The 13,650-nt window shown below is 63.1% G+C and carries 8 protein-coding genes; 2 read left to right on the top strand and 6 right to left on the bottom strand.

Features of this window, described 5'->3' with window-relative positions; translation table 11 throughout:
• The 5 genes from ACF8FB_RS06955 to lysA all read right to left on the bottom strand — a co-directional run.
• The coding region (locus tag ACF8FB_RS06955) for a T6SS effector BTH_I2691 family protein (RefSeq protein ID WP_392511147.1) at nt 1–1,166 on the bottom strand (1,166 nt) is incomplete at its 3' end.
• Between the two features lie 303 nt (nt 1,167–1,469).
• Nucleotides 1,470–3,956, bottom strand: coding sequence for a TonB-dependent siderophore receptor (locus ACF8FB_RS06950; RefSeq protein ID WP_392511146.1), 2,487 nt, complete (start codon nt 3,954–3,956; stop codon nt 1,470–1,472).
• 110 nt (nt 3,957–4,066) lie between these two features.
• Nucleotides 4,067–5,002 carry a FecR domain-containing protein gene (locus ACF8FB_RS06945; protein ID WP_392510308.1) on the bottom strand — a complete coding sequence of 312 codons (936 nt, stop codon included), beginning with the start codon at nt 5,000–5,002 and terminating at the stop codon, nt 4,067–4,069.
• A 5-nt stretch (nt 5,003–5,007) separates the two neighbouring features.
• Nucleotides 5,008–5,508, bottom strand: coding sequence for a sigma-70 family RNA polymerase sigma factor (locus ACF8FB_RS06940; protein WP_350297568.1), 501 nt, complete (start codon nt 5,506–5,508; stop codon nt 5,008–5,010).
• Between the two features lie 227 nt (nt 5,509–5,735).
• Nucleotides 5,736–6,968, bottom strand: coding sequence for a diaminopimelate decarboxylase (lysA, locus tag ACF8FB_RS06935; protein ID WP_198748265.1), 1,233 nt, complete (start codon nt 6,966–6,968; stop codon nt 5,736–5,738).
• Nucleotides 6,969–7,091: 123 nt separating this feature from the next.
• On the opposite strand from lysA, the gene ACF8FB_RS06930 reads away from it, so the two are divergent.
• Nucleotides 7,092–7,997 (top strand): LysR family transcriptional regulator, encoded by a 906-nt coding sequence (locus ACF8FB_RS06930; protein WP_010953080.1) that lies wholly within the window; start codon nt 7,092–7,094, stop codon nt 7,995–7,997.
• An 83-nt stretch (nt 7,998–8,080) separates the two neighbouring features.
• Here the strand turns inward: ACF8FB_RS06930 and ACF8FB_RS06925 are convergent, their stop codons facing one another.
• On the bottom strand, nt 8,081–8,434 hold the full coding sequence (locus ACF8FB_RS06925) for a hypothetical protein (RefSeq protein ID WP_020192899.1): 354 nt from the start codon (nt 8,432–8,434) through the stop codon (nt 8,081–8,083).
• Between the two features lie 275 nt (nt 8,435–8,709).
• Here ACF8FB_RS06925 and ACF8FB_RS06920 point away from each other — a divergent pair, with 275 nt between their 5' ends.
• Complete coding sequence (locus tag ACF8FB_RS06920; protein ID WP_392511145.1) at nt 8,710–13,575, top strand: NAD-glutamate dehydrogenase; 4,866 nt, start codon at nt 8,710–8,712, stop codon at nt 13,573–13,575.
• The last annotated feature ends 75 nt before the right edge of the window (nt 13,576–13,650 follow it).

Raw genomic sequence — 13,650 nt, 5'->3', positions numbered from 1 at the left:
TTCTGATCGAATTTCTTGGTGAACTCGCCGGCGTCCTGGCGAGCCTGGACTTTGCCGCGGATGTCGCGCTCGAACTGCGCCATGTGCGGCTTCATGCGTTCATCATGGGCATCAGCCTGTTGCCTGGCCCGCTCGGAGAACAGGTAGATCTCGGGATGCAGGTGGAGCTGGTTGCGTACTTTCTCGGCCGTGACTTCGCGCTTGACGATCTGCTCGGCCACCATCTGCGGGTAGAGCTTTTCGATTTCCAGAAACGACTGCGCGACCAGCAGCTTGCGCTCGTTGTCGACCCCGGGTTCCACAGTTCGCGCCAGCCACTGGGTTTTCACATCCTCGACAGCGGCGTTGCGCCAGGCGTTGAGCTCCTGGGTGATCCCGATGGCGTCTTCGATGACGATGGCGGCGCCACGGGGTTTGCTGTGGTTCACCAGCGGTGCCAGCGCTTGGCGTGATGCGTGCGGCGAGACGATCTGGTCGTTGTTGAACGGCTGCAGGTCCAGTAGCGCCTGCAGGTCTGCATCGTCCTGGGCCTTGAAGTCAGCCACCCAGCTCAGTTGGTCATGCTTGAGGACGTGGGGCTGTGGCGGGGCGTCGGAAGGCTGGATGAAGCGGGCGATATCGATCGTGGGCAGGCTGCTGCGGTATTCGTCGTCGAGCAGGCGGTAGTTGTCGAGCATGCGCGGGGTTAGCGGGGAAGGGCTGAACAATGGGCGCAGCTCCTGGATGTCATCCAGGTCGTAGAGGGTGATGGTCCAGCCGAAACCGCGAAGGATCTCATCCAGATTGCCGGCGCTGGGGGCAGGCTCCCAGGGGGCGTCGCTGCTGATGTACAGCAGCGAACCATTGGGCGCCACGCGGTACTGGCTGTGCCATTCGTAGGCCGGTGCGCTATGGCGCTTGATCAGCAGGTAGAGAAAGCCCTCGCGCAAAGGGCGGATGGCGTAGCTGGAATGGGTCAGCTCGCCGACATCCTGGAACGGGCTGAGATAGCCCGGCAATTTGGGCAGGCGGGCACGTTGTGCCGGGTTGCCGCCGACGGCGGCGTAGCGCAGGGGCAGCAGTTCGAAGCGGCGGGTGCAGTCGGCGACGGGGCTGTTGCGCAGGGCCGGGCGGTAGCCGGAGGTGATGCGCCTGCACAGTTCGAGGGTTTCTTTCAACGAGTCCATGTATAGCTCCAGCGAGCAGGGATGATCATCAAATGCATGCAAGCGTTGCATTCGACCCGAGGCTGGACACTAGCGAGGAATCACTTCTCAAAGGAGCATTGCGCTTCCGATAGGTGCGTAGGAAATTTCTGATTAAGCGGTATCGTTGACGTTGCCAAGTTTTTCATCGCCTTTTACGTCAACCCGTCTGCTTCTCGTTGCGCCATGGTTACTGGGTGGAAGCGCCACCCTGGTCGCTTTTTTTATAAGGTCCCGCGTCGAGACAGGGCCGCAAAGCGGCCCGATCGCACTCCGGGAAGTACTTCAGAACGCCCCTTGCAAGGTCACCATGAAGTTGCGCGGTTCGCCATAGAAGTTGCCCCAGGCCGGCGCACCGATGGTGGCGTAGTACTTCTTGTCGAACAGGTTGTTGCCGTTGAGGGCGACAGTCCAGTTCGGGTCGATGCGGTACTGCACGCGGCCGTTCCATACGGTGTAGCCCGCCTGCTCGACACGGGTAGTGCCGGTAGTGCGGAAGTTTTCGCTCTGGCTGTTCAGGCCGGCGCCGACGGTGAAGCGCTCTAGTGCACCGCTCAACTGGTAGTCACCCCACACCTTGAGCATGTGCCGCGGGATGAAGCTGGAGGTGAAGGTCAGCTCGGTGGGGTCGGTGTCTTCGATGGTACTCAGGTACTTGGTCTGGGTGTAGGTGTAACCCGCCAGCAGCTGCAGCCGCTCGATTGGCGAGCCGCTGATCTCGGCCTCGAAACCCTGCGCACGCACCTTGCCGCTGTCGGTGTAGCAATAGCCGTCGCCTGACGGGCAGGCTTCGTTGTAGTCGCTTTCTGCGCGGTGCTTCTCGACAGTGCGGAACAGGTTGAACGAGGTGTTCAGCGCGCCGCCAAGCAGCTCGCCCTTGATGCCAACCTCGTAGTTGGCGCCGGTCTTGGGCTGAAGTGACTGCCGCTCGACGTTCACCTTGTCGCTCTGCGGCTGGAAGATATCGGCGTAGCTGGCGTAGGCGGTCCACTGGTCGTTCAAGTCGTACAGCACGGCGGCGAACGGCGTGACCTGGCCGTTTTCCTGACTGCGGTTATTCACCCAGTAATCGTAGAACTGGGTATAGGAGTCGCTCTTGTTGCGGTACCAGCTGACCCGCGCGCCCAGCACCAGGGTCAGCGGCTCTGCCAGCTTCAGGCGCAGGTTGGCGTAGGTGCCGTACTGGGTGGTGGTGGAGTCGGTTGGCACGCTGCCGCCGCGGGTCGGGTTGACCAGGTAATCGCCCTTGGACGGGTGTGGGAAGTGCGGCGAGGGGGCGAAGGGGTCCTGCTTGCCGTCCAGCAGCATCAGCGCGAAGTAATCATGGGTTTTCTGTCGGCTGGCGTTGGCACCCATGATCAGCTCGTGCTGCAAGCCGAACGCCTCGAACTTGCCATCGACATAGCTATCGAAGCCGTAGTCGTCCTGATCGTAGTCGAAACGGCCGGCGCGGACGTTCATGCCAGCGGTGCTGGCGCCGACCGGTACCGTGCCTTCGGAGTAGGCGTATTCGATGTCCTGGGTGTTGTGGGTGTAGATCGAGGCGAAGTTCAGGGTCCAGTCATCGTTGAAGCGGTGCTTGAGGTCGGCAAAGCCGGTAATACGCTGGCTTTGCAAGTCGTTCCAGCTGGCCCCCAGGCAGGTGGAGCGCGACAGCTTCAGGTCACTGCCATCGGCGTAGCGTGGCAGGCCGGCGTAGCATGGGGTGGCATCGATATCCTCGTAAGCCAGCCCAAAGCCCACGGTGGTGTCGGCTGTGACGTCCCAGTCGATGGCGCCGTACAGTATCTGGTCCTGGCGCTTGGCCGTGTCATAGAAGTACTGGCGATCCTGCAGCGTCGCCACGGCGCGCCCCCGCACGGTGCCCGACGCGTTCAGCGGGCCGCCCACGTCCACTTGCCCGCGGTAGTTGTCCCAGCTTCCTGCAGACAAGGTGACGGTGGTGGCGGCTTTTTCCTGCCCCCGTTTACGCACGAAGTTGACGCCCCCGGCGGAGGAGCCAGAGCCTTTCATCATGCCGGCCGCACCTTTAAGCACCTCGACGCGGTCATAAAACGCCATGTCGCTGGAAAAGCTGTTGGCCTGCACGTAGTTGCCGCCCACGTCCAGAGGCACGCCGTCATACTGGTACTGGCCATCCAGGTTGAAACCTCGGGAATAGAAATACTTGCCGCCCATGGGCGAGTCGTACACGGTGATGCCCGGCGTCTTGTCCAGTACCTGCTCCAGCGTGTTGAGGTTCTGGTCGTCGAGCATCTTGCGGGTCATCACGGTGACCGACTGCGGGGTTTCTTTCAGCGTGTGCACGCCTTTGCCGATGGTGATGGCACGGGCGGCGTAGGACTGGGTGCCTTCGCTGGTCGCATCCAGCCGGTTGGCGTCGATGTTCATCGGCGCCAGTTCCATGGCCGAACCGTTTTGCGCAGGGACCAGCACATAGCCGCCATTGCCCTGACGTTGCGCCTGCAGGCCACTGTTGCCCAACAGCCGCACCAGTCCTTCCTCCACACTGAAGCTGCCCTCCAGGCCCGCGCTGCCGAGGTTACGTGTCTGGGCAGTGTCGAACGAAATGGTCACACCCGCCTGTACGCCAAACTGGGTGATGGCGTTGCCCAGTGGGCCAGCGGGGACATGGTAGGTGGTCTGGCTTTGGGCCATTGCCTGGGCCGGCATCAGCAGCAGGCCGGGCGCGCTGGCCAAGGACATGCCGAGCAGCACCAGGCGCACGGCCTGGCTCAGCTTGGTTGCAGGGGTAGGGTGCAGGTGTGGCATTTCGTGGTCCTTCCGAGTCATGGCAGAAAGTCGCTGTCGTCGCGGCTTGTGTCAGGGACGGACGAGAATCGAAATCAGCAAGATTGCGGCGAAAGTTTTTCCGCAGTTGCTCAGGCGGGCTCCACGCTCACCCAGTAGCGGCTTAAGTAGCGCACCTTCACGGGCAAGGTTTTCGGCAGGTTGGCCAGGGCGATATCGGTGTCGTCGATGCGGAACGCGCCGGAAATGCTCATGGCCTGGATCGACGAGGCGCAGCGCAGCACGCCTGGCCGATAGCGCCCCAGTTCTTCGAGGAAATCGCCCAGGCGCCAGTCGTTCACGCTGAGCATGCCCTGCAACCAGGCCGTGGAGTCGGCGGGGAGGGCATGGGCGTCAGGGACGACATCCCGGTCAAAACTCACTTGCTGGCCAGCGTGCAGTTGCAGCACGCGATCAGGGTGGCGCAGGGGGCGAACGTCGACGCTGGCCTGAAGCACACCCACACGGGTCTGTTGCGCCAGTTTGCGGACGCTGAACGCGGTACTGCGGGCAAATAAGCTGCCGTCATCGGTGTGCACGATGAACGGGCGCTGCTGACGGTCGCTGACCGGACGCACCAGAATTTCCCCTTGATACAGCTGAATCGCCCGCACCTTGGTGTCGTAGCGCACATCCAGCGCGGTATCCACGTTCAGCTCCAGCTGTGAACCATCTTCCAGGTGCAGGGCGCGGCGCTCACCGCTTCGGGTACTTTGCTGGGCCAGCAAGGCACGATAGGGCACCTGCTCGGCCGCCAGCCAGCTGCCGCCACCCATGGCCACCAGCAGGCCCAACACCTTCAGCATGTCACGCCGCTGCGACTGGGCCGCGCCAAGGCCGGACAGCGCCGCCTGCGGCGGTACCATGGCCCATTGCTGCTGCAGCTTTTCTACCCGCGCCCAGGCGGCTGCGTGCAGGGGGCTGGCCTGCAGCCACTGTCGCCAGGCCTGGGTGCGGGCCTCGTTATGGGCGCCGTCGTTGAGCTGGACATACCAGGTGGCAGCGGCTTCGAGTGTCTTGAGATCCATGGGCCTCAGCCTTCGACTGCCAGCAGGCAGCGTGTCATGGCCTTGATCAGGTGATTCTTCACGGTGGTGACCGACACGCCGAAGCGTTCGGCCGCAGCGCCATAGGTCAGGCCTTCGAGTTGAACGGCCAGGAAAATGGCGCGAGTTTTGGCGCCGAGTTCGTCGAGCAGGCTGTCCACGGCCACCAGCATTTCTATGATGGACAAGCGCACCTCCGGCGATACCTCTACCGGCTCCGGACGCAGGGCCAGAGCCTGCAGGTAAGCTTTTTCGATGATGCGACGGCGGGCTTTGTCGATCAGAAGTGCGCGGGCGATAGCGCTGAGGTAGCTGCGCGGCTCGCGGATCGGCAACGGGTTACGCGCGGTCATTACCCGCAGGAACGTGTCGTGCGCCAGGTCGGAAGCATCGGCGGCGTTGCCCAGGCGGGCGCGCAGCCAGCCCTTCAGCCAGCTGTTGTTTTCGCTGTACAGCTGGTGCAGGGCCTGGGGATCGAGCGTTGCCATGGCGTCAAGACCGCAATATTAATGGGAATTGATCGCATTGTCGCGAGAGGCGGGGCTTAATGCAAGGACCGCGAGCACACACCCTGTGGGAGCAGCCTTGCGTCGCGATTGGGCCGCAAAGCGGCCCGGGTTTCGGCATCACGGCTACATTTGTGGGGCTGCTGTGCAGCCCAATCGCGACGCAAGGCCGCTCCCACAAAGAGTCGTGCAGGCTTGCAGGGCAGTGGTTAGAACCCGGCCTCCAGGCTCAGCAGGTCCTGCACCGTCTGCCGCCGGCGGATCATCCGCAGGGCACCGTTCTCGATCAGGAACTCCGGCAGCAGCGGCCGGCTGTTGTAGTTCGACGACATCGACGCGCCATAGGCCCCGGCATCGTGGATCACCAGCAGGTCGCCCACCTGTGCCTGGGGCAGGTCCTGCGGGGTCAGCGCCTGGTCATCCTGAGTGAACACGTCACCCGATTCACACAACGGCCCGGCCACCACGGTCGGCTGGCGCGGGCGATCTACTGCCTGGCCATCGGCATCGAGCAGGGTCATGCCGTGGTAGGCGCCGTACATCGCCGGGCGCATCAGGTCGTTGAAGCCAGCGTCGATCATGACGAAGGTATTGCGCCCCACCTGTTTCACGGCACGGACTTCGGCCACCAGGTAGCCCGACTCCGCCACCAGGAAGCGTCCGGGTTCGATCTCCATGCGCACCGGGTGGCCGAGCATCGTTTCGATCTCCTTGCGCGCCACCGCCCAGGTCTGCGCATAACGCTGCAGGTCGACCGGTTTGTCGGTGCTGCGGTAAGGCGTGGACAGCCCGCCGCCGATGGAGAACGCCTCAATGTCCACGCCCAGGCGGCCGATCAGCTCGATCATCGAGCGGGCCACCTGTTCCAGGTGCTGGTAGTCCACCCCGGAACCAATATGCATGTGCACGCCCACCAGGTGCAGGCCATGGGCCTTGATGCACGCCAGCGCCTCGTCCAGCTCTTCGTGCCAGATGCCATGCTTGCTGTTTTCGCCGCCGGTATTGGTCTTGCGGCTGTGACCATGGCCGAAGCCCGGGTTGATGCGGATCCACACGCGGTGGCCGGGCGAGCGTTCACCCAGTTGGCGCAGCATGTCGATGGAGCCGGCGTTGACTTCGATCTTCTCTGCCACCACTCGCTCCAGTGTTGGCCGGTCCAGCGCGTCGCAGGTCAGCACCACGCCGGCAGGGTCACCGTCCACGCTCGCACCCGCAGCGAAGGCCCGCTCCATTTCACCCAGCGACACGGCGTCCAGCACCAGGCCATGGGCGCGCATCAGGCGCAGCACATGCAGGTTCGGGTTGGCTTTCTGGGCGAAGCGCACGGTGTCGAATACGTTCAACTGCTCGACACGCTCGGCGATGGTGCTGGCGTCGTACGCCCAAAGCGGCGAGCCGTGCTGGCGAACCGCCTCGGCCAGAAGGGTGAAGGGTGCGGTCATGGTGGCGCTACTCATATTAGGAAGGCCGCGAGGATGAATCAAAGCGGGAATTCAGAAAAATAGCTATTTTTCTGCTGGTCATTCATATCTGATATACCCATTGTTGACTCACCGGGTGCTGCCGTGAAACTGTCCGTCCGCCACATCGAAGTGTTCCGCGCCATCATGGCCGCTGGCAGTGTCACGGGTGCGGCGCGCCTGCTGTTCACCTCGCAGCCCACTGTCAGCCGCGAACTGGCGCGGCTGGAGCAGGTGACTGGCCTGAACCTGTTCGAGCGCGAGGGCGGGCGCCTGGTGGCGACGGCCCAGGCGCTGCTGTTGATCGAAGAGGTCGAGCGGGCCTACGTCGGGCTGGAGCGGATCGATCGCTTTGCCCAGGCCATCCGCAACTTCGAGCAGGGCCGGCTGGCCATCACCTGCCTGCCGCTGTTCTCGCAAACCTTGTTGCCCAAGGCTTGCCAGCGCTTTCACCAGCAGCACAGTGGCGTGAGCGTGAGCATTCTGGCGCAGGAGTCGCCGTTGCTGGAGGAGTCACTGGTTGCCCAGCAGCATGACCTTGGCCTGACTGAAGTCGAACAGATACCGCGCGGCGCGTATGGTGAATTGCTGTTCAGTGCCAACATGGTGTGCGTGTTGCCCGAGCATCACCCGCTGCAGGTGAAGGCTGAACTGGAGCTGAGTGATTTCCATGAGGTCGATTTCATCAACCTGGCCAGCCTGGATACCTACCGCCAGCGTCTGGATCAGCACTTTCGTGCGGCCGGGGTTAACCGCCGCACGGTCATCGAAACCACCAGTGCCGCTTCGGTGTGCGCCATGGTCAGGCAAGGCCTGGGGGTGGCGATCATCAACCCACTGAGCGGGCTGGAGGCGGCGCAAGGCGGGTTGCCGATCCGCAGGTTACGGGTATCGGTGCCCTATCAGGTGATGCTCATACGCCCGGACCATCGGCCGGCATCGGCAGCGGTGGAGCCGTTTTGCGAGGCGTTGCGGGTGCAGGCCAAAGAAATGCAGCAGGCGCTGGCCTGATCATTGTGGGGGCAACTGTCTTGCTCAATTTCTAAAAGCTGGCGCGCTCCCACAGGGTGGACCGCGCTCCCACTAGGCAGGGTTCAAAGCTCGCAGACCAAGGTTCCAGTACCGGCCAGGATGTTCTCCAGGGTTTCCTTCACTTCATCCATGTCACTCAAATCGCTGGTCAGGTTGATTTCCAGTACTTCATCCCCCTTCAGCGCGTCCCGGTCGCCGGCCGCCACTTCGATCAGCAGGCGCTTGGCGCTCAGGGTCACTTTAAGGCCATCCAGCGTCGACGGCTCGTCATCCAGCGTCAGGTCGACGGTGTCCTCGTCCGGGTAACGGGTAAGCAGGAACATCTGACCCTTGTCGCTGTGGCAGCACAGGGTCGCCATGTTGTCTTCCTCGTCATCGCAAGGGGTGGCGAACAGCAGGGCGGTGTTGATTTGCATGAGCAGGCTCGGGTCAAAGGAAACGGAAGGGAATTCTGACAGTCTTGCGTACAGGCATAAACGTAAAGTTACCGCCCCTTGACCGAAATTGTCGCAGCGCTGCAAGCGTAGATGACCGATCAGTCGTTAAGCTTCGGCGAGCCCTGGGCGTGCCTGCGCACGTTCAACGTCTGGTTTTTTACCGTCCGTCATGCCACGGGTTGGCTATCGTTGATCCGTACACGGCGCACGCAGCGACGCTTCAATTATTACAAAGCCCAAGCGGAGTACCACAGATGGCGTTCTTCACCGCAGCCAGCAAAGCCGACTTCCAGCATCAACTGCAAGCGGCCCTGGCGCAGCACATCAGCGAACAGTCCCTGCCACAAGTGGCGCTGTTCGCCGAGCAGTTCTTCGGCATCATCTCTCTGGACGAACTCACCCAGCGCAGGCTTTCCGACCTGGCCGGCTGCACCCTGTCAGCCTGGCGCATCATCGAGCGTTTCGACCCCGAATACCCGCAAGTGCGGGTGTACAACCCTGATTACGAACGCAATGGCTGGCAGTCGACCCATACCGTGGTCGAAGTGCTGCACCATGACCTGCCGTTCCTGGTCGACTCGGTGCGCACCGAGCTCAACCGCCGTGGCTACAGCATCCACACCCTGCAAACCACCGTGCTCAGCGTGCGCCGTGGCGCCAAGGGCGAGCTGTTGGAGCTGCTGCCCAAGGGAACCCAGGGCGAAGGCGTGCGCTACGAGTCACTGATGTACCTGGAGATCGACCGCTGCGCCAATGCCGCCGAGCTGACGGTGCTGACCCGCGAGATCGAGCAGGTGCTGGCCGAGGTACGGGTGGTGGTGGCCGACTTCGAACCGATGAAGGCCAAGCTGCGTGAAGTGGTAGCGCAGGTGGAGCAAACCGCCTTCGGCCCCGCCCAAAACGAGAAAGGCGAAGTCAAGGCCTTCCTCGAATGGCTGCTGGATAACCACTTCACCTTCCTGGGCTATGAAGAATTTACCGTCAAGGGCGACGCCGATGGCGGCCAGATGGTCTACGACGAGCAGTCGTTCCTCGGCCTGCCGCGCCGCCTGCGCGTGGGCTTGACGGCAGAAGAGCTGCGCATCGAAGACTACGCTGTGGCCTACCTCAACGAGCCGCTGCTGCTGTCGTTCGCCAAGGCCGCGCTGCCCAGCCGCGTGCATCGCCCGGCCTACCCGGACTACGTGTCGATCCGCCAGCTGGACGCCGACGGCAAGGTCATCAAGGAGCACCGCTTCATGGGGCTGTACACCTCGTCGGTGTATGGCGAAAGCGTGCATGCCATTCCGTACATCCGCGTGAAGGTGGCCGAAGTCGAGCGCCGTTCGGGCTTCGATCCCAAGGCCCACCTGGGCAAGGAACTGGCCCAGGTGCTGGAAGTGCTGCCGCGCGACGACCTGTTCCAGACGCCGATCGACGAGCTGTTCAGCACGGTCATGGCAATCGTGCAGATCCAGGAGCGCAACAAGATCCGCGTGTTCCTGCGCAAAGACCCGTATGGCCGCTTCTGCTACTGCCTGGCCTACGTCCCGCGGGAAATCTACTCCACCGAAGTGCGCCAGAAGATCCAGCAGGTGCTGATGGAGCGCCTGAAGGCCAGCGACTGCGAGTTCTGGACCTTCTTCTCCGAATCGGTACTGGCCCGTGTGCAACTGATCCTGCGGGTCGACCCCAAGAACCGTATCGACATCGACCCGCAGCAGCTGGAACGCGAAGTCATCCAGGCCTGCCGCTCGTGGCATGACGACTACTCGGCACTGGTGGTGGAGAACTTCGGCGAAGCCCAGGGCACCAACATCCTCGCCGATTTCCCCAAAGGCTTCCCGGCCGGTTACCGCGAGCGCTTCGCCGCGCACTCGGCGGTGGTCGACCTGCAGCATGTGCTGAACCTGTCGGAAAGCAAGCCGCTGGCCATGAGCTTCTACCAGCCGTTGACCCAGGTGGGCGAGCGCATCCTGCACTGCAAGCTGTACCACGCCGACACCCCGCTGGCGCTGTCCGACGTGCTGCCGATTCTGGAAAACCTCGGCCTGCGCGTGCTCGGCGAGTTCCCGTACCGCCTGCGCCATGCCAATGGCCGCGAATACTGGATCCACGACTTCGCCTTCACCTACAGCGAAGGCCTGAGCCTGGACATCCAGCAGCTCAACGACACCCTGCAGGACGCCTTCATCCACATCGTCCGTGGTGACGCCGAGAACGACGCTTTCAACCGCCTGGTGCTCACCGCCGGCCTGCCGTGGCGCGACGTGGCCTTGCTGCGTGCCTACGCCCGTTACCTGAAACAGATCCGTCTGGGCTTCGATCTGGGCTATATCGCCAGCACTCTGAACAACCACACCGACATCGCCCGTGAGCTGACCCGGTTGTTCAAGACCCGCTTCTACCTGGCGCGCAAGCTTACCCAGGACGACCTTGACGACAAGCAGCAGCGCCTGGAACAGGCCATCCTGAGCGCCCTGGATGACGTGCAGGTGCTCAACGAAGACCGCATCCTGCGGCGCTACCTGGACTTGATCAAGGCCACCCTGCGTACCAACTTCTACCAGCCCGACGCAAACGGCCAGAACAAGTCGTACTTCAGCTTCAAGTTCAACCCCAAGCTGATCCCCGAACTGCCCAAACCGGTGCCAAAGTTCGAGATATTCGTCTATTCGCCACGCGTCGAGGGCGTGCACCTGCGCTTTGGCAACGTTGCCCGTGGTGGCCTGCGCTGGTCCGACCGCGAAGAGGACTTCCGTACCGAAGTGCTGGGGCTGGTGAAAGCCCAGCAGGTGAAGAACTCGGTCATCGTGCCGGTCGGCGCCAAGGGTGGTTTCCTGCCGCGTCGCCTGCCGCTGGGCGGCAGCCGTGACGAGATCGCCGCCGAAGGCGTGGCGTGCTACCGCATCTTCATTTCCGGCCTGCTCGACATCACCGACAACCTCAAGGACGGTGGCGTGGTGCCGCCGGCCAACGTGGTGCGCCATGACGATGACGACCCGTACCTGGTGGTAGCGGCCGACAAAGGCACCGCGACCTTCTCCGACATCGCCAACGGCATTGCCATCGACTACGGCTTCTGGCTTGGCGATGCCTTTGCCTCGGGCGGGTCGGCCGGTTACGACCACAAGAAGATGGGCATTACCGCGCGCGGCGCCTGGGTGGGCGTGCAGCGTCACTTCCGCGAGCGTGGCATCAACGTGCAGGAAGACCCGATCACCGTCATTGGTGTGGGCGATATGGCCGGCGACGTGTTCGGCAATGGCCTGCTGATGTCCGACAAGCTGCAACTGGTGGCTGCGTTCAACCACCTGCATATCTTCATCGACCCCAACCCCGACCCTGCCACCAGCTTTGCCGAGCGCAAGCGCCTGTTCGACCTGCCGCGTTCGGCCTGGAGCGACTACGACACCAGCATCATGTCCGAAGGCGGCGGGATCTTCCCGCGCAGTGCCAAGAGCATCGCCATCAGCCCGCAGATGAAAGAGCGCTTCGCCATCGAAGCCGACCGCCTGACCCCGACCGAGCTGCTTAACGCGCTGCTCAAGGCCCCGGTGGACTTGCTGTGGAACGGCGGTATCGGTACCTACGTGAAGGCCAGCACTGAAAGCCACGCCGATGTCGGCGACAAGGCCAACGATGCGCTGCGGGTCAACGGTAACGAACTGCGCTGCAAGGTAGTGGGCGAGGGTGGCAACCTGGGTATGACCCAACTCGGCCGCGTCGAGTTCGGCCTGAACGGCGGCGCCACCAACACCGACTTCATCGACAACGCCGGCGGCGTGGACTGCTCCGACCACGAGGTCAACATCAAGATCCTGCTCAACGAAGTGGTGCAGGGTGGCGACATGACCGAGAAGCAGCGCAACCAGCTGCTGGGCAGCATGACCGACGAAGTCGCCGGGCTGGTACTGGGCAACAACTACAAGCAGACCCAGGCATTGTCGCTGGCTGCCCGCCGCGCCCGCGAGCGGATTGCCGAGTACAAGCGCCTGATGGCCGACCTCGAGGCGCGGGGCAAGCTGGACCGTGCCATCGAATTCCTGCCGTCCGAAGAGCAGTTGGCCGAACGCCTGGCTGCCGGCCACGGCCTGACCCGTGCCGAGCTGTCGGTACTGATCTCGTACAGCAAGATCGACCTCAAGGAGCAACTGCTCAAATCGCTGGTGCCGGACGACGACTACCTGACCCGTGACATGGAAACCGCTTTCCCGCCGTCCCTGGTCAGCAAGTTCGCCGAGGCCATGCGCCGCCACCGCCTGAAGCGCGAAATTGTCAGCACCCAGATCGCCAACGACCTGGTCAACAACATGGGTATCACCTTCGTCCAGCGCCTGAAGGAGTCGACCGGCATGAGCCCGGCCAACGTGGCCGGTGCTTACGTGATCGTGCGCGATATCTTCCACCTGCCGCACTGGTTCCGCCAGATCGAGGCGCTGGACTATCAGGTGCCGGCAGAGATCCAGCTCACCCTGATGGACGAGCTGATGCGACTGGGCCGCCGAGCCACCCGCTGGTTCCTGCGTAGCCGCCGCAACGAACAGGACGCCGGGCGCGATACCGCGCACTTCGGGCCGAAGATTGCGCAGTTGGGTCTGAAGCTTGATGAGCTGCTAGAGGGCCCCACCCGCGAACGCTGGATGGTGCGCTACCAGGGCTTTGTCGACGCCGGTGTGCCGGAGTTGCTGGCGCGTATGGTGGCGGGTACCAGCCACCTGTACACCCTGCTGCCGATCATTGAAGCGGCCGACGTTACCGGCCATGAGCCTGCGCAGGTGGCCAAGGCATTCTTCGCCGTGGGCAGCGCGCTGGACCTGACCTGGTACCTGCAGGAAATCAGCAACCTGCCGGTGGAAAACAACTGGCAGGCGCTGGCGCGCGAGGCATTCCGCGACGATATCGACTTGCAGCAGCGGGCAATCACCATTTCAGTCCTGCAGATGGCCGATGCACCGCAAGACATGGATGCCCGCGTGGCGCTGTGGTCAGAGCAGCATCGGGGAATGGTGGAGCGCTGGCGCGCCATGCTCGACGACCTGCGCAATGCCACCGGCACTGACTATGCGATGTACGCGGTGGCCAACCGCGAGCTGGTCGATCTGGCCATGAGCGGGCAGGCAGCGGTGGTGCCGTCCTGAGCCTTGTGGTGAGGTAAAACAAAGCCCCGGCAGTGATGCCGGGGCTTTTTTGTATGCCTGGGCTGGCCCTTTCGC

It is taken from the genome of Pseudomonas sp. yb_2 (assembly GCF_043103905.1).
In the GTDB taxonomy this organism is placed as follows: Bacteria; Pseudomonadota; Gammaproteobacteria; order Pseudomonadales; family Pseudomonadaceae; genus Aquipseudomonas; species Aquipseudomonas alloputida.
The sequence above is the reverse complement of the archived record's forward strand: the minus strand, read 5'-3'. Positions and strand labels throughout refer to the sequence as shown.

Coding starts and splice junctions, on each gene's coding strand:
- ACF8FB_RS06950 (WP_392511146.1), bottom strand. CDS start 3,956: ATGCCACACCTGCACCCTACCCCTGCAACCAAGCTGAGCCAGGCCGTG.
- ACF8FB_RS06945 (WP_392510308.1), bottom strand. CDS start 5,002: ATGGATCTCAAGACACTCGAAGCCGCTGCCACCTGGTATGTCCAGCTC.
- ACF8FB_RS06940 (WP_350297568.1), bottom strand. CDS start 5,508: ATGGCAACGCTCGATCCCCAGGCCCTGCACCAGCTGTACAGCGAAAAC.
- lysA (WP_198748265.1), bottom strand. CDS start 6,968: ATGACCGCACCCTTCACCCTTCTGGCCGAGGCGGTTCGCCAGCACGGC.
- ACF8FB_RS06925 (WP_020192899.1), bottom strand. CDS start 8,434: ATGCAAATCAACACCGCCCTGCTGTTCGCCACCCCTTGCGATGACGAG.
- ACF8FB_RS06920 (WP_392511145.1), top strand. CDS start 8,710: ATGGCGTTCTTCACCGCAGCCAGCAAAGCCGACTTCCAGCATCAACTG.